Source organism: Neolewinella aquimaris (assembly GCF_014197245.1).
In the GTDB taxonomy this organism is placed as follows: Bacteria; Bacteroidota; Bacteroidia; order Chitinophagales; family Saprospiraceae; genus Neolewinella; species Neolewinella aquimaris.
The window spans coordinates 288,906-305,376 of record NZ_JACIFF010000006.1; the positions used below are offsets into that span (position 1 = coordinate 288,906).

16 protein-coding genes are annotated in these 16,471 nt (G+C 57.5%); 9 read left to right on the forward strand and 7 right to left on the reverse strand.

Going from position 1 to position 16,471, the window contains the following annotated elements:
• Positions 1-35: 35 nt before the first annotated feature.
• The 3 genes from GGR28_RS12950 (at position 36) to GGR28_RS12960 (ending at position 3,642) form a co-directional block, all read left to right on the forward strand.
• On the forward strand, positions 36-1,334 hold the full coding sequence (locus tag GGR28_RS12950) for a 1-acyl-sn-glycerol-3-phosphate acyltransferase (RefSeq protein WP_183496225.1): 1,299 nt from the start codon (positions 36-38) through the stop codon (positions 1,332-1,334).
• 2 nt (positions 1,335-1,336) lie between these two features.
• Positions 1,337-2,266, forward strand: a complete 930-nt coding sequence (locus tag GGR28_RS12955; protein WP_246416708.1) for a calcium/sodium antiporter — start codon at positions 1,337-1,339, stop codon at positions 2,264-2,266.
• 95 nt (positions 2,267-2,361) lie between these two features.
• Positions 2,362-3,642, forward strand: coding sequence for a glutamyl-tRNA reductase (locus GGR28_RS12960; protein ID WP_183496226.1), 1,281 nt, complete (start codon positions 2,362-2,364; stop codon positions 3,640-3,642).
• A 17-nt stretch (positions 3,643-3,659) separates the two neighbouring features.
• Here the strand turns inward: GGR28_RS12960 and GGR28_RS12965 are convergent, their stop codons facing one another.
• On the reverse strand, positions 3,660-5,216 hold the full coding sequence (locus GGR28_RS12965) for a hypothetical protein (protein ID WP_183496227.1): 1,557 nt from the start codon (positions 5,214-5,216) through the stop codon (positions 3,660-3,662).
• A 202-nt stretch (positions 5,217-5,418) separates the two neighbouring features.
• On the opposite strand from GGR28_RS12965, the gene GGR28_RS12970 reads away from it, so the two are divergent.
• On the forward strand, positions 5,419-6,573 hold the full coding sequence (locus tag GGR28_RS12970; RefSeq protein ID WP_183496228.1) for a 2-isopropylmalate synthase: 1,155 nt from the start codon (positions 5,419-5,421) through the stop codon (positions 6,571-6,573).
• A 1-nt stretch (position 6,574) separates the two neighbouring features.
• Here GGR28_RS12970 and GGR28_RS12975 read toward each other — a convergent pair whose 3' ends face one another.
• On the reverse strand, positions 6,575-7,198 hold the full coding sequence (locus tag GGR28_RS12975) for an SCO family protein (protein ID WP_406603758.1): 624 nt from the start codon (positions 7,196-7,198) through the stop codon (positions 6,575-6,577).
• A 289-nt stretch (positions 7,199-7,487) separates the two neighbouring features.
• Between GGR28_RS12975 and leuC the strand changes: the two genes are divergently transcribed.
• From leuC to leuB, 4 genes are all read left to right on the forward strand, one after another.
• Complete coding sequence (gene leuC / locus GGR28_RS12980; protein WP_183496230.1) at positions 7,488-8,879, forward strand: 3-isopropylmalate dehydratase large subunit; 1,392 nt, start codon at positions 7,488-7,490, stop codon at positions 8,877-8,879.
• A gap of 86 nt (positions 8,880-8,965) precedes the next feature.
• Positions 8,966-9,331: a four helix bundle protein gene (locus tag GGR28_RS12985; protein ID WP_183496231.1), complete on the forward strand. Its 366-nt coding sequence runs from the start codon at positions 8,966-8,968 to the stop codon at positions 9,329-9,331.
• Between the two features lie 124 nt (positions 9,332-9,455).
• Positions 9,456-10,055: a 3-isopropylmalate dehydratase small subunit gene (gene leuD / locus GGR28_RS12990; RefSeq protein WP_183496232.1), complete on the forward strand. Its 600-nt coding sequence runs from the start codon at positions 9,456-9,458 to the stop codon at positions 10,053-10,055.
• Positions 10,056-10,077: 22 nt separating this feature from the next.
• On the forward strand, positions 10,078-11,133 hold the full coding sequence (gene leuB, locus GGR28_RS12995) for a 3-isopropylmalate dehydrogenase (RefSeq protein ID WP_183496233.1): 1,056 nt from the start codon (positions 10,078-10,080) through the stop codon (positions 11,131-11,133).
• 76 nt (positions 11,134-11,209) lie between these two features.
• On the opposite strand, the gene GGR28_RS13000 is transcribed toward leuB, so the two are convergent.
• The 4 genes from GGR28_RS13000 to GGR28_RS13015 form a co-directional block, all read right to left on the reverse strand.
• The gene (locus GGR28_RS13000; protein ID WP_183496234.1) at positions 11,210-12,232 is read right to left on the reverse strand and encodes an NHL repeat-containing protein; all 1,023 of its coding nucleotides are present in this window, start codon (positions 12,230-12,232) and stop codon (positions 11,210-11,212) included.
• A gap of 224 nt (positions 12,233-12,456) precedes the next feature.
• Positions 12,457-12,990 (reverse strand): YfiT family bacillithiol transferase, encoded by a 534-nt coding sequence (locus tag GGR28_RS13005; protein ID WP_183496235.1) that lies wholly within the window; start codon positions 12,988-12,990, stop codon positions 12,457-12,459.
• A 41-nt stretch (positions 12,991-13,031) separates the two neighbouring features.
• Positions 13,032-14,117 carry a DUF4837 family protein gene (locus GGR28_RS13010; protein ID WP_183496236.1) on the reverse strand — a complete coding sequence of 362 codons (1,086 nt, stop codon included), beginning with the start codon at positions 14,115-14,117 and terminating at the stop codon, positions 13,032-13,034.
• A 76-nt stretch (positions 14,118-14,193) separates the two neighbouring features.
• A complete protein-coding gene (locus GGR28_RS13015; protein ID WP_183496237.1) occupies positions 14,194-14,679 on the reverse strand; it encodes a regulatory protein RecX in 486 nt (161 codons plus the stop codon).
• A 106-nt stretch (positions 14,680-14,785) separates the two neighbouring features.
• Between GGR28_RS13015 and GGR28_RS13020 the strand changes: the two genes are divergently transcribed.
• Entirely contained in the window at positions 14,786-15,598 is an 813-nt protein-coding gene (locus GGR28_RS13020) for a mechanosensitive ion channel family protein (protein ID WP_183496238.1), read from the forward strand.
• Between the two features lie 20 nt (positions 15,599-15,618).
• Here GGR28_RS13020 and GGR28_RS13025 read toward each other — a convergent pair whose 3' ends face one another.
• Complete coding sequence (locus GGR28_RS13025) at positions 15,619-16,422, reverse strand: pseudouridine synthase (RefSeq protein WP_183496239.1); 804 nt, start codon at positions 16,420-16,422, stop codon at positions 15,619-15,621.
• Between the last annotated feature and the right edge of the window lie 49 nt (positions 16,423-16,471).

Consider the following 16,471-nt stretch of genomic DNA (forward strand, 5'->3'; position numbering starts at 1 on the left):
TATGCCTACTTTGCAGCCCCGTTTACCAACTGACTATGTCCAAACCCTTTTTCTGGGTCCTGCACTTCCTGAGTCGCTGGATGCTCCGCACCTTTTACCCCGCGATGGAAACCGAGGGGGTGCACTACGCCAACCACCCCGGCCCCACGCTGCTGTGCGGCAATCACCCGAACACCCTGGCCGATCCGCTCATGGCCGGCATTCACCTCGATTACCAGACCTACTTTCTCGCCAACGCGGGACTGTGGATGAACCCCGTGACGGCCTTCATCATCGACCCCTTCTGCATACCGGTAGCCCGCCCCAAGGACAAGGAAGCCGGCGCCGATAAGGGCAGTAAGGAAGAAGTGTTCAACCGCACCTTCAACGCCCTGGAAACGGGCAAGATCATGTACATCGCCCCGGAGGCCTACTCCGAGCTTGAGCGCAAACTGCGAAAAGTAAAAGCCGGGGCGGCCAGCCTGGCCCTCGAGGGAGAATCCCGCAACGGGTGGAAGCTGGGAATAACCCTACAGCCCGTGGGCATCAACTACGAAAGTCCCACTACCTGCTTCAGCCGCGCCTTCGTGCGCTATGGCGAACCGATCGTCGCCGCCGAATGGCGCGAACAGTACGAAAAGAGCCCCATGCGGGCGGTCCGCGGCCTGACCAACCTGCTCAGCGAGCGTATGGAGGGCCTGCTGATCCACACCAAAAACAAGACCGAAGAAAGGTGCCTGCGCCGCATCGACCGGAGCGTCCAAAACGACCGCCCCATGACCGTCTCGGCCCACCACTACCGCACCCAACGCATCCTCACCTGGTTACGCGAACTGGGGGAAGACCAACGCGAATCGCTCTGCGCCCTGGCGAGTGAGTACGATAGCCTGCTGCGCGCGGAGGGCCGGCAGGACCTCGAATACAGCAGCCACCCCCGGCGCAATTATACCCCCGGGCTCTTCCTTGCCCTGCCGCTCTTCCTGTACGGCCTGATCAATCACCTGCCCTGGTTGGTGGCAATCAATGCGATCTGGAAGGCACTCGGCATCGACCGCGGCTATAAAGCTACGGTGCAGACCCTCGGTTCGTGGGTAGTGTTGCCCCTGCTTTACCTCTTGCAAACCCTCCTACTTAATTGGATATATCCCGGCGGTCAGGGCTGGCTTTACTTGCTTAGTTTGCCCGTATCCGGCCTATTTGCCCTACGCTACTGGGTCACTTACCGGGCCTTCTGGGCCGGGCGGTTCAGCGGCCGCAGCAAGTCGCACGACCGCCTGCAGTCCCTACGCAACCAACTGATGGCGGCGCTGCCGGCCTTTGATGACAGCGTGTCCACTACGCCCCGTACCGCCTGACCATGGATTTAGCTATACAGATTGGAATTTTTGTCGTTGCGATCGCGGCGCTGCTGTGGTCGAGCGACCGCTTCGTGGAGTCGGCCGAGCGCATCGGTCTGTCGCTGGGCATAAGTCCGTTCATCATCGGAGTCACCATCGTGGCCTTCGGCACTTCGCTGCCGGAACTGGCTACGAGCATTGTCTCGGTACTCGACGGCACCAGCCAGATCGTAATCGGCAACGTGGTGGGGTCAAACATCACCAACATCGCCCTGGTGCTCGGGCTTACCGCCGTGGTGGTGAAGAACATCGACCTCGACTACAACCTCTGGCACATCGACATTCCCTTCCTGTGGGGCAGCGCCTTCCTGCTGTACTTCACGGTAATGGATGGTAATCTGTCGATCTTCGAGTGTTTCCTGTTCCTCGGGGGGATCGTCATTTTTCTGGCGTACAGCTTTAAGGACCAGGACAAGCCCGACAAGAAGGACCGTCCCGGAGCCGGGGTGAAGGACTATCTGCTGCTGATCGTCGGCGGTGCCGGGGTGAGCCTGGCTGCCAGTTTCGTTATCGAGGCCATCACCGGCATCAGCACCATCCTGAACGTGGCACCCACCGTGATCGCACTGTCTGCCGTAGCCGTCGGGACGAGCCTTCCCGAAGTGGCCGTGAGTCTGGCGGCGGCGCGTAGGGGCAAGGCGTCGATCGCAGTGGGCAATGCCATCGGGTCCAACATTTTTAACACCTTCATCGTGATGGCCATTCCGCGCTTTTTCGGTCCGCTGGTTATCCCTCCCGAGATCATCACGACTTACCTGCCCCTGATGATCGTCATGACCGTTTTGCTGGGGGTCATGAGCAACAACCGCAAGATCACCCGCTGGGAGGGCTATGTTTTACTGTTGTTTTACGCTTGGTACTTCTCGGCCATCATCCAGGATGCGGCCTAGGGTGTTTAAAGGGTGCTAGAATGATCGCACGGAAGTCTAGTGGTGCCTATTTCTACTCCATTATGACAGAAGCCTTTTCCGCTTAATTTATCTTTGTGACCGTTCCGACCCCATCCATGCTGCAGCACTTTCACATTCTTACGCTTACCCACCGCAATGCCAAACTCAAAGAGATTGGCGAGCTGGTAACCGCGTTTGAGGGGGGAGATGGCCTGCACGAGCGGCTCGCTCAGCTGCGGGACCGCGGAATGGTCAACGAAATATTCTATTCCTCCACCTGCAATCGCATCCTGCTCCTCTTCACGACGGACCAAAAGGTGGACGACGTATTCAAAAGTTCCCTGCTGCCCTTCCCGGCCGCCGGACTGACCCGCCTGAAGCACCTCTCCGGACTGCGCGCGATCCGGCACCTATATGAAGTAGCCGGTTCGATCGATTCCCTCGTCGTCGGTGAACGGCAAATACTGGGTCAGCTACGGGAAAGTCAGGAGCGCTGCTGGAAGTGGGGACTGATCGGCGACGACCTGCGCATCATCTGCAACCAGGCCGTCCTCGCCGCGAAGGACATCTACGCGAACACCCGCATCGGTGAAAAATCCGTTTCCGTCGTTTCGCTTTCCATGCAACAACTGCAACGGTACGCTCCCAGTCGGAAGGCCAGGATTCTGCTGGTAGGTGCCGGGCAGACCAACCTCCTGGTCACCAAGTTTCTGCGCAAGCAGGGCTACGCCAACGTCACCATCGCCAACCGTACCGTAAAACGCGCCGAGCAGCTGGTAAGTGGATTCGAGAACGGACGGGCACTGAGCCTGGGAGAATTAAGCGATTACCGGGATGGATTCGACGTCCTGTTCGTCTGCACGGCCGCGGCTCACGCAACCATCACGCCGGAACTGTTCGGATCGCTGCTGGCCGGCGAGTCTCCGAAAGATAAGATCGTAGTCGACCTCGGCGTCCCGGCTGACGTCGCCGAAAGCACCATAGCCCGTTATGAATTTACCTACATCGCCATCGAGCACCTGCGTGCCCTGGCGGAGGAGAACATGGACTTCCGCCGCCGCGAGGTCGACCTGGCCCACGAAATCATCGAGCGCCACCTCGTCGAAACCGAAACCCTCTACCAGACCCGTCTCATCGAGCGCGCCATGGTCGAAGTTCCGGGGCAGATCAAGGCCATCCGCCACAACGCGGTCAATAAAGTCTTCCGCAAGGAGCTCGAAGACCTCGACCCCCAGGCCCGGGAGCTGATGGACCGCATGCTCCAGTACATGGAAAAGCGCTGCATCGGTATTCCCATGCAGGCCGCCCGCGAGGCAGTGTTGTCGCCCCGCCCCGCCGCCCCGCAACGGAAGTCCACCGCTGAGGCCATCAGTTAACCTTCTCCGGTTTCACCCTAGGCCAGCTGCCTGTTCTCTTCGAATTGCCGCCGGATCACCTCCTGTACGGAGATTCCCTCAATCTTGGATTCCAGCCAGCTCGGTATATCGAGGTAAGTAAAGGGGCGCGACTCGTAGGGAATCTTCGCAATCTCGTCCAACCGTTTCTTTAGTTTGATGAACTCGTCGCGCAGGTCCTCCTCCCGGATGCGGGGGATGCGCCGCAGGAAGCGGAAGATGATTTGCTGGGTTTGTTGCAGATGCTCCACCTTAGACAAGAAGCGGTACACCGATTTCACCTGATACTCCACCAGTTGCACGTTGCCCATTTCGAAGTGACAGATCAGGCTGAGGATGCGGGCATAGGCCTGGATGTCGGACCGGTAATTGGGGCTCCGCTGATTGATGATCAGGTTGAGGTAGTCGATGGCCGTATCGTTGTCGCCGCTTCCGAAGTACAGACAGGCGATGCGGTAGTAAAAGACCATGTGCCGGTGGTCGTCCCAATTGTAGCGATTGTCTTCGATGACCTCCATAATCTGGGGCGCGAGGCCCAGTCCCTGGGTGAAGGTGCCCTCCATGTAGTGCCTCCTGATCTGGTGATCGAACTGGTAAAGGTGGTACAGTCCGGCTACGTTGACGTTGTTCGTCAGGTCGAACTGGTGGGGGAAAAGATCGAGGTGGTGCAGCTCCGCGATAAATTTATCGTACTGCCACATGTTGAAGAGGTTGGCCAGGTGGTTGTGCAGCCCCTTCAGGTAAAGGGGGGCATTGGCCTCGATCATCCGGGGGTTCTCGCGGAACAATTCCACCCACCGCTGGGTGTAGCGGTAGCAGAGGGGGAACTCCTGACGCATCAGGTGCATCCAGGTGTAGCTCTGGCAGTAGTAGACCTTGCCCCAAAAGTCCAGGTCCTCAAAATCCCCTTTCGGCAGGTTCTCGCGGAAAAAGGAGAGGACGGCTTCCGATTCTTCCGCACTGCTGACCATCCCGCCCTTCAGGTAGAGGCCGTAAAGCCGGAGGGAGAGGTTGGAGTAGGCGTTGGAGTCGCTGATCTTCTGGGTGAGTACGTCACACTCCTGGCTGAGTTCGTCCGCCCTTCCCTTAATGCTGCGGGTGATGTACTGTCCTTCGATCAGTTTTTCGAACTGGGCCGTCTCCAGGGCGATGGTGTTCGATTCTACTTCGATGGCGCGCTTTTTTACCTTGTCGAGGATGTCGAGCGACTGGCGGTAAAGGCCTTTGTTATAGAGGATGCGGGCATAGTCGAGGTTCTCGCGCAGGGTGATTTCTTCGTCTTTGTTGCGGTTGAGCAGGCGCAGGCTCGTGAGCAACTGCTTGTACAGGTGTGCCTTAAGGTTGCTCAGCTGCGACTTTTTTATACCTTCGATCCGTTTAAGCAGATAAGCCTCGTCGTATTCACCGGTGCGTTCGAGGATATCGAAGAGCTGGAGAAAGAGGATGTCCGCATCCGCCTGCTGGTTGCGCTTCACGAACAAGCGGAAGTGACGCTTTTCGGCGCGGTTGAGGGAAGCCACCAGTTTGAGTAGGTCGTCGGTCTTCTGCTTAGGCATTGTATAAACTGTTTCAGTATAAGATTGAATGTCAAAGCATTACAGAACAATTCCTTTGACACCCACGTAGCATTACGGTAGATTATATGAGGTCGTGCCTCCCCGCATTCTCCGGGGAAGCGGTATTTTTATGTGATCGACTAAGTTCTGCCAGAATAAGCCCTAAAGATATAAGAAGCCCGCTAACCGGCCCGCAACAAGTATGAATACTAACCAAGTCCAAATTTTCGACACCACCCTCCGCGACGGCGAACAAGTGCCCGGCTGCAAGCTCGACACCCGCCAGAAGGTGGTCATTGCCCGCCAGCTCGAGCTGCTCGGAGTAGACGTGATCGAGGCCGGATTCCCAGTCTCCAGTCCGGGCGATTTCAAATCCGTAGTCGAGATCGGCCAGACGGTCAAGGACGTAGTCGTCTGTGGCCTCACCCGCGCCGTCATGAACGACATCGACGTAGCCGCCGAAGCCCTCAAGGTGGCCCGCCGCCCCCGCATTCACACCGGTATCGGGGTAAGCGACAGCCACATCCAGTACAAACTACGTACTACCCCCGACAAAATCATCGAACGAGCCGTCGCCGCGGTCAAGCACGCAAAATCCTACGTCGAAGACGTTGAGTTCTACGCCGAAGATGCCGGCCGGGCCGACAATGAGTTTCTGGCCCGCGTCATTCAGGCCGTCGTCGACGCCGGTGCCACGGTCCTCAACATTCCCGATACCACCGGCTACTGTCTGCCCGAAGAGTACGGAGCCAAGATCGCCTACCTGCGCGATAACGTCAACGGCATCCATAAGTGTACCCTCAGTACTCACTGCCACAATGACCTCGGCCTGGCCACCGCCAACTCCATCGCCGGCGTCCAGAACGGTGCCCGCCAGATCGAATGCACCATCAACGGGATCGGCGAACGGGCCGGCAATACGTCCCTCGAGGAAGTCGTCATGATCATGCGGCAACACCCCCAGCTCGATCTGTACACCAACATCAACTCGAAACTGCTGCTCGAAACCAGTCACCTGGTCAGCGAAAGCATGGGCATGATGGTGCAGCCCAATAAGGCAATCGTCGGCGACAACGCCTTCGCTCACTCCAGCGGCATCCACCAGGACGGCGTCATCAAACGTCGCGATACCTACGAGATCATCGATCCGGCGGAAGTCGGCGTCGACCAGTCCAAGATCGTCCTCACCGCCCGCAGCGGCCGTGCCGCCCTGGCCTACCGCTTCAAGCTCCTCGGCTACAACCTGACCAAGGTGCAGCTCGATGACGTTTACCAGGAGTTTCTTGCCATTGCCGACCAAAAGAAGGAAGTGGAGGACACCGACTTGGAGCAGATGATGAAGGGCGTAGCCGCCTGATCTACGACCCGCCCGTTGCCAGTAAGGTCCGGATGTCTTTCGCCAGCTGGTTTACTGACGTCATGCTGAGACCATTATAGATACCCCGGATGTGCCGGTTCCGATCGACGAGCACAAAGTTTTCCGTGTGCAAAAAATCGTCCCGTTCGCGTTCCAGGCCGAGATCTTCCTCTACGAAGTAAGCTTCGCGACCGAGAGCATAGATCGCATCCCGATCGCCAGTAAGTAAGTGCCACTTACCGGACTCGACGCCGTTCGCTTCGGCATAATTCCGCAGTACGGGAATCGAATCATACCGGGGGGTAACCGAGTGGGACAGTAGCACTACCTCCGGATCATCCCGAAACTCGTCCTGCAGTACCGTCATATTGTTGGTCATCTTCGGACAGATGCCGGGGCAGGCGGTGAAGAAAAAGTTGGTGACGTAAACCTTCCCGGCCAGGCTTTCCTCGGTGATCGTGTCGCCTTCCTGATCGACCAGTTCGAACGAACCGATTTGGTGGAAGGTGGCGAGTGAATCGCTGTCCGGGGCGAGCCAGAAAGGCGTGAACGTCGCGTCGGCGTAGTAGGGGAGGGTAGGAGTAGTAGCTTGCTCGCTCCCGCAGGATGCGAACAAGCTTACCACCAATAAAACACTAAGACACCTATTTCGATTTCGCATACGTAGCTTCTTCATCGTAGAGGGTATGTCACGGATTGGCCCGCTCATTTTATGATTTTGCCCTTTTGACCCGCGTACCCAGCGAATCCTTTGCTTACGTGCCGTTATTTTTTGGCGATACCGGAGCACCGCACGACTTCGGGATAAACACCGGTCGATTAGCCACCGGACATAGCTGTTTCCCTGAATGCCCTTGCACCCGCGCGCCGCCGCCCGACTCGTTATCTTTGCCCGTCAAATCTTCGAACTCGCTATGCCAACCCTTTTCGATAAAGTCTGGGACGCTCACGTGGTCACTTCCGTCCCCGGTGGCGCCCAGGTGCTCTACATCGACCGTCACTTGATCCACGAGGTGACCAGCCCGCAGGCCTTCAACGGATTGCGCCAGCGCGGTATCCCCCTGCTGCGCCGCGACCGCATCGTAGCCACCGCCGACCATAACGTACCCACCAAGGACCAGGATAAGCCCATCGCCGAGCCGCTCAGCCGCAAGCAGGTGGAAATGCTCACCACCAACTGTGCCGAATTCGGCGTAGAGCTCTACGGACTCGGCCACCCTTACCAGGGCATCGTGCACGTGATCGGGCCCGAGCTCGGCATCACCCGTCCCGGCATCACCATGGTCTGCGGCGACAGCCACACCAGCACCCACGGGGCCTTCGGCGCGATTGCGTTCGGCATTGGTACCAGCCAGGTCGAGCAGGTGATGGCTACCCAGTGCGTACTGATGGAAAAGCCCCGCAAGATGCGCATCAACATCGAGGGCGACCTGCAGCCCGGCGTTACGGCCAAGGACCTGATCCTCTACGTCATCGCAAAGCTGGGTACGGGCGGCGGTACGGGCCACTTCGTCGAATACGCCGGCTCCGCCATCCGCAGCCTGAGCATGGAGGGGCGCATGACCGTCTGCAACATGAGCATCGAAATGGGGGCCCGCGGCGGACTCATCGCACCCGACCAGACCACCTTCGACTACCTCGAGGGCCGGGAGTTCGCCCCCAAGAGAGAAGAATGGGAAAAGGCCGTTGCCCACTGGCGCACCCTGCCCACCGACGCCGACGCCACCTTCGACATCGAATACACCTACCGTGCGGAGGAAATTCCGCCCATGATCACCTACGGCACCAATCCGGGCATGGGTATGGGCGTGAAGGACCGCATCCCCCAGGCCAGCGCGCTACACGGCGAGGCCAGCATGGAAAAGGCCATGCAGTACATGGACCTGGAGATCGGAAAACCCATGGAGGGCATGCCGGTCGACTACGTCTTCATCGGCTCCTGCACCAACAGCCGCATCGAGGACCTTCGTCTGGCGGGGTCGCTGGTGCAGGGCAAACGGATCGCAGCAAACGTCACTGGCATCGTGGTCCCAGGCTCCCAGCAAGTAGCCAAGCAGGCCATCGCCGAGGGGCTGGACAGGGTTTTCGAAGCCGCCGGTTTCGAGTTCCGCGGCGCCGGCTGCTCCGCCTGTTTGGGCATGAACGAAGACAAGGTGCCCGCGGGCCGCTACTGCGTATCCACCTCCAACCGCAACTTCGAGGGTCGGCAGGGCCCCGGCGCGCGTACAATACTGGCCAGTCCGCTGACGGCGGCGGCGGCGGCGGTGGCGGGGAAGATTGTGGATGTAAGAGAATTTAAAATTTAAAATTGGGTATTTAAAATTTGTACCACTATTTGTTGTTTGTTAGTTTAGCAGTGATTTTTGGTTTTGACCCACTTACCACTAGAGAAATGACTGCTGATCAACTGGAGGCCCGCCTCATTATGTTTGGTGTAAACTGCACACTGCTAACCCGCCGCCTTCCAATCGAGCAATATTATGATGCTAAGAACGCTGCGCATCAACTCGTTCGATCCGCTAGTTCCCCGGGTTTTCATTACGGAGAAACACGGGCCGCGGAATCTTCCCGCGACTTTCTGCACAAGCTGAAGCTCGGGCTCAAAGAATTACGAGAATCACGCAATACCCTCCGGTACATCTACTACCTGAAGTACCTTCCCGAAGAGGACGTACTGGCGCTTATCCGCGAATCGACCGAATTGATCGCTATTTTCACCTCCAGCGCTAAGAAGGTGCAAATGAAAATGGCCTCCTGAGTTGCATGCGGGTGTAAGCCAAGTCTCTCTAAGGGTTCGTCAAAACAACCGTCTACCCGAGGTGCCAACTAAATTTTAAATTGGAAATTTTCAATTTTAAATCTGAGATCTAAATTTTCAACTTTTGAATCCCTTCAAAACACTCACCTCCACCGCCGTCCCCCTGCCCATCGAGGATGTGGATACGGATCAGATCATTCCCGCCCGCTTTCTGAAGGCGACGACCCGCGAGGGGTTCGGGGAAAACCTGTTTCGCGACTGGCGCTACGACAAACTGAACCAGCCGAAGGAGAATTTCGTGCTGAATAATCCGACGTACTCGGGCGAAATTTTGCTTGCCGGGGCCAACTTCGGTTGCGGATCCAGTCGGGAACATGCCGCCTGGGCGATTCAGGATTACGGCTTCCGGGTGGTGGTGTCCAGCTACTTCGCCGACATATTTAAGGGGAATGCCTTGAATAATGGCCTGTTGCCGGTGACCGTGAGCCCCACCGTGCTCGACGAGGCCTTCCGCACCATCGAGCAAAACGCGGCCGCCCGCTTCACCGTCAACCTCGAAGAGCAAACCTTTACGAACGAGGAAACCGGCACGGTAACCGGCTTCGAAATCGACGAGTACAAGCGGACTTGCCTCATGAACGGATACGACGACATCGATTTCCTGCTGAGCCAGCGCGAGAAGATCGAAGCATTCGAAAACCAACGGTTAGATTATAGCCTCTAAGCAAAACCACAGCTGAGAATTTATGCCCAACTTCAATATTGCCGTACTTGACGGAGACGGTATCGGCCCCGAAGTCATCGCCGAAGCAATCAAGGTGCTCGACGTCGTCGCCGACAAATTCGGACACACGTTTGCCTACACCAAGGCTCCCGTAGGCGCCGTAGCGATCGATCAGACCGGCGATCCCCTCCCGGAGTACACCCTGTCCCTCTGTAAAAAGTCGGACGCCCTGCTCTTCGGCGCGATCGGCCATCCCCGCTTCGACAACGACCCCTCCGCCAAGGTGCGTCCGGAGCAGGGACTCCTCAGACTGCGCAAGGAACTCGGCCTCTTTGCCAACCTGCGCCCCGTAGCGAGCTACGACGAACTGGCCGACCTGAGTCCCCTGCGCCCCGAACGAATGAAGGGCGTCGATATGCTCATCGTTCGGGAACTAACCGGGGGCATCTACTTCGGCGAGAAGGGCAGAAAAGACAACGGCAACACCGCCTTCGATACCTGCACTTATACCCGCATGGAAATCGAACGCATCGTGAAAATGGGCTTCGTGGAGGCCCGCGCCCGCCGCGGCAAGCTCACCCTGGTCGATAAGGCCAACGTAATGGAAAGCAGTCGCCTCTGGCGGGAGATCACCCGCGAACTGGCTCAGGAAAACGAAGACGTGGAGCTCAACTTCATGTTCGTCGACAACGCGGCCATGCAGCTCATCCTCAACCCCGCCCAGTTCGACGTGATCGTCACCAGTAATATGTTCGGCGACATCCTCTCCGATGCTTCGAGCGTGCTGGCCGGATCGCTCGGTTTGTTGCCCTCCAGCAGCATCGGCTCCACCGTAGGCATGTTCGAACCCATCCACGGCTCCTGGCCGGAAGGGGCCGGACAGGACCGCGCAAACCCCGTTGCCGCCATCCTTTCCGCCGCCATGATGCTCGACCACCTGGAGTTGCGGGAAGAAGCCAGTGCAATACGTGGCGCCGTCAACAAGGTATTGGGTCAGGGTGTCGGCACGGAGGACCTCCGGCCCACCACGAAAGTCGGAACCCGGGAGTTCGGCGATCGCATCGCTGCCGCGCTTTAGTAGAGCCCACAATAGAAAAGCGCCCGCTCTCCTAACAGAGAACGGGCGCTTCACGTTTTAGCACGAGAACTACAATCTAGTTGTCCCGGTGCAGGTACAATGAACTCAGTCCGGGGAAGGAAAGCGTTTCGATGGGAGCAGCATTACCCGAAGCAGTTCCTTCAAAGATGAGCAGGGTCCCACCGGCGGTAGCGCGGTCCGCGACGTAGATGCGGTCGGTGTCTTCGTCGTAATCAACGTCAACCGGATTGCCCAGCATGGTAGCAGCTCCACCGATCTTGGTGTAGCCGTCGGCACCTACGGAGGTGATACTGCCGATCGTGGAGAAATTGCGAATTACAACCAGTCCACCGTCGGTATCCGATCCGGCATCACCGATGTCGGTGAGGATCATAATATCGTCCTTGGCGTTGTACTCAAGTCCGTGGGTGCGGACGATCCCGTCGACCTTGATGTAGCGGTCGGGCGTCAGCGTATCGCCGGGGGCGTTGCCAAGCAAATTAGTGAAAACGGCTACCGAATCACTTTTGTCCACCACGGCATAGAGGTCGCTGCCGACAAATTCAATGCCCCAGAGGGCAATGTCGGTTTCGTAAACATAACCGGTCTGGATGCCGCTGCCCGACAGAATGTCGTACACCACCAGGCGGTTGGTATTGTCGTTCGCGTCGCTACCCTGTTGGGCCACGACAAACTGCTTGTTGCGGTAAGCGAGACCGCGGCCGTTGGTGAAATCGGAAGTGCTGCGCGATTCGACATCTACGCCGTTGGGATCGTCGAGGTCATCGATCACGTCGTTGTACTCGACCAAGATGTTGTTGGTCCGGTCTACCTGATACAGGTTGCCCTCATCGGTATCGTAGTACAGTCCGTCGGCATCGCTGCCCGAGGCGGTAAACGTCTCGATGTCCGGTGCGCCGTCTTCGAGGTTTATTACGCCCACCATTCCGCTGGTGTTGGAAGAGAGAAACAAGGTGCCGTCGTCGTCGAAGTCAATACCGAGAATGGTATCGTCGTCGTCGTTACAGGAGGTGAAGGCTAGTGCCATAACGGCAAGGAGCAGCAGGCTGAGCCGGCTGAAGGATAAATTGAACGTCATAAATTAAATTGGTTTGTTGGGGAAATTAATAGTGGTGCGAAATGCTCAATAGGTGTGTATCCCCCAAACCGATTCAGTACAGCAGGTGTTCGTCACAACTTTGCAATTACCTGACACTTAAGGCAAAACGAAATTAAATATACATATATGGTAAGAACGGAAAATTCTATTGCCTCATTTCGGGGATGTGCCGCACAATCACAAAATATTGCCAACCCATGCGCTTATTTGTTCTCCAGTACGATCCTAAGGTGGCCTAAGTGATGATCCCCGTGCCATGCGTAGTGTGCCGCCAGGGTGTCCAAATGATAGGTGATCCCACTGCCGGGGTGAAAGGCCGTCCGCCTCCACTGCCGATCGGTACACTGCGCAAGCAGTACGGCCCAGCGCAGGTGCAATCCCCTCAGGATGTCCAGACTGGCCTGTACCGGTACCGCCGCCACGTCGGGAAGCTCCGCCCAGCTGCCTTCATTATAGGGAACCAGGGTAGGATGATCTTCAACCAGCGTCACCTTATGTCGCCGGTAAGCGTGTAGGTGACTGTCAGCAAGGTGGTGAATCACCTGCTGGGCCGTCCAACCGCCGGGACGGTAGGGGGTGTCCAGCAGTTTCCTCGATCTTAGTTCATCAGCCAGTACTTCGAGCCGCTCCGGTAAGCTGCCGATTCGCTTGATGGATTGCAATCGCAGCGTTTCATCCCCGGTTTCGGGCACGGTAAACGTGCCGATGGGGTAACGTAAAGGGTCGGTATCGTTCATCAGAAATAAGTTAGGGCGGTGGAAGAACGAGAGAAAGCGGGCTAATTCACGGTAGCCGACCGAATAATTTGCACGACTTCCTCCATCAGGTCGCGCTTGCGTCGGCCGGGGGCGTACACGAAGCCGTCGACCAGTACGAGTTCATCTTCCGCTTCATCATTGAGTAGATAGGAGACGAAGGGGCCGGCCAGGAAGTCGTTTTCGATTTCCCAAATGCCCCGGCCCTCGATGGCAAATGCCCCGTTCAGTTCGGTTGCCTCGGTAAACATGGGCAGATCCGTATCATTGATCCGCATGTAAGTATTTTCCGTAGTCGAACTCACGTACTCTTTGCCGATGCGGTCCCGGATTTCTTTAAGCCCTTCCTTCGACAGTTGACGCTTATCCTCGTAGGGTACCTTAGTAACCATGATGTTAAGACTGGCACCCTGCACCTCCTTGCGCAGCCAGACGACATCGTCCGTATCGAGGGGAACGCGCACATATCCGCCGGGAATATCGAGTGAGGCACCGGAAAGTTGCCGGATGGTATCCCCCAGCCGCCGATTGATGCCCTCGAAGTAAGTAGTGACCCGCATACGCTCGTCTTCCCCCTCCTTGATTCGCTTTACGACGCCGGGATAAACCTTTCCGAAACCGGTCAGCAGGGCATCGTGATTCTTCCCCATGATGTAGACGAGTTGCTGCCCCGTAGCCCACTTGTTCTTGGCAACGGCGGTCCCGTATCCGTCGGTACGTACCTGTTGGATCTTATCGTCGCTCAGGTCATTCAGGACCATTTGGGTGGTCGGGCTGTCGGTATCGCTCAGGTCGGCCAGTACGACGTAGTTGCGGAGCTGTCCCCAGGTGGGCTCGGCTACTACCCGCTCGGGAGTAATGAAGCGCACGTCGAAAATGGGCTCGGGCTGGGGAAGAATGATGTACGGTGCCTCAAAGAAGTAAGCGACCGAATCTGCCACACCGGCCTTCCAGGTACTACTATCCGCGACCACGACCAGGCTATTGATCTGCCCGAAGGCCGACGGCGTGGGTTGCAGGGTGCGCTGGAACTCTTCGCTACCGCAAGAGGTAAGGGCCAAAACCAGGGCGAAGGACAGGAGGAAAATTCGGGAGCGAAATTCAGACATTGATGAAAGCGTTCTAATCAGTGGAACAGATGACGGCGCGGCGGGTTTTGACGGGCAGCCCCCGGGCAAATGTCGGCTAAAGCTCCAACTCCTTGATGGCTTCCCACACCAGGCCCGATTCAAATCCCCGTTTCACCATATAATCGGCCAGCTTGCGGCGCCGCAGATAGGGGTGCTGCCCCGCTTTCTCCACTCCGTTGCGCCGTTCCAATTCGCTGCACAACGTACCGTAGTACTCGTTCTGGTCTATTTCCTTCATCGCCTGCTTGATGCAATAGGCACTAAGCTGTCGCTGCCTGAGTTCCGCGCGGATCTTGTACCGACCCCACCGCTTAATCTTGAATTTTCCCCTGGCATAGGAGCGCGCAAACCTCTCCTCGTCGAGGTATTTCTCGTGAATCAACTCCACGATCACCTCTTCCGCGGGATCGCCGTAAAATCCGAGCTCGTGCAGCTTTTCCCTGGCCTCCTTGTGGCAGCGATCCTGGTAGGCGCAGTAGTGCTGAAGCGCTTCCAGGGCCTGCTCGGCGGTATAGACGACCTTCTTCTGGGGTTGAAACACGGCTATTTTAAACGGATTTGTTGCAAAAGTACGGATTTTTACCTTAGTACGGCCCGGCGGCAACCTCTCCACCGTCTTATCTTGCCGCCCAACTAACCCCAACCTTATGATAGATTTCGGGCAATTGTGGGAAGACTACGAGCCCCTCCTGCTAGCCATCGCGCTCAAAATACTGGTGGGCATCTTCCTGCTGGTCGCAGGCTTCTGGCTCATCAACTGGCTTACCGAAAAGCTCCGCCACCTATTTCAGAAACGGAACATGGACATCAGCGTCTCCGGCTTCCTGACCAGCTTCCTGAGCATCGGACTGAAGGTGCTGCTGATCCTGTCCATCGCCGGAATGTTCGGCGTCGAGACCACCTCCTTCATCGCCATTCTCTCCGCCCTCTCCCTGGCGATCGGCCTGGCACTCCAGGGAAATCTCGGCCACTTCGCCAGCGGAATCCTCCTGCTCACCTTCCGGCCCTTCAAGGTTGGCGATCTGGTCACTACGGGCGGGTACACCGGAACGGTAAAGGAGATACAGGTCTTCAACACCATCCTTACCTCCGTCGATAACCGGCTCATCATCATCCCTAACGGCAAGGTGATGGGCAACGCCATCGAAAATATGACCGCCCTGGGTGTCCGTCGCCTCGACATGACCTTCGGCATCGGCTACGGCGACGACATCGACCACGCCCGCGCCACCCTCCTTTCCGTTGCCGAAGCCACCCCCAACGTTCTCCTCGACCGGGGCGTCGATATCTTTGTCCGCACCCTCAACGACAGCAGCGTCGACATGGCCCTTCGCGTCTGGACCGAGAACGCCAATTACTGGCCTACCCTGATTTACCTGAACGAGCACGTGAAGAAGGCCTTCGATGCCGCCGACATCAACATCCCCTTCCCGCAGATGGATATACACGTCAAGCAATAGACCCTGCCCCGCAACGGCGCTTACCTAAAGTACTTCAGCCTCCGCACCTCCTCCTCCGACAAGTAGCGATAGAACCCGCGTGGCAGGTTCTTCTTCGTCAGCCCGGCGAGGTAAGTCCGGTCGAGTTTATCGACGGTATACCCAAAGTGTTCGAAGGCACGGCGTACGATGCGGTTCCGTCCGTTGTGAATCTGTAGGGTAACCTTAGTGGGTTCGTCCTCCTTCGAATAGCGCACCCAGTCGGGCAGGAAGGGGCCGTCTTCAAGGTCGTATCCGGCTTTCATCTGGGCCAGGTCGTCGGGACTGAAGGGCTTATCCAGCGTCGCTTCGTAGATCTTAGAGGTCTCGTATCTCGGGTGGGTAAGGCGGGTGGTGACGTCTCCGTCGTTAGTGATAAGGAGCAATCCCGTAGTATCGCGGTCAAGCCGGCCGACCGGGAAAAGGCGGAGTCCCTTCAAGCCGGGTTCATCGAGCAGGTCCATCACGGTGGTCCGGTCGTGCTCGTCGTTGGTGGTGGTGATGACGTTGCGGGGCTTATTGAGAAGTATGTACACGAAGCGCTCCGAGGGGGCTACTACATTGCCTTCGTACTCCACTACGTCTCCCTCCTTTATCTGGTAAGCCGGATTGTCCAGCACTTCGCCGTTCACCTTCACCTTGCCGGCCTTAACCATATCCCCCGCGGTTCGCCGACTCGCCACGCCGGAGTGCGCGATGTACTTATTGAGCCGCATGCCGATCAGCTCGGCGGGTTCGCGGTCCAGGCCGGGTGGGTTGCTGGAGTTGCGGGCCTGGGAGCGTTGAAAACGGCGCGGTTGTTTCATATCGGCAGATGGTTAGGCGGAAGACGAAGCACAAAGGTAAGGCAAGGCA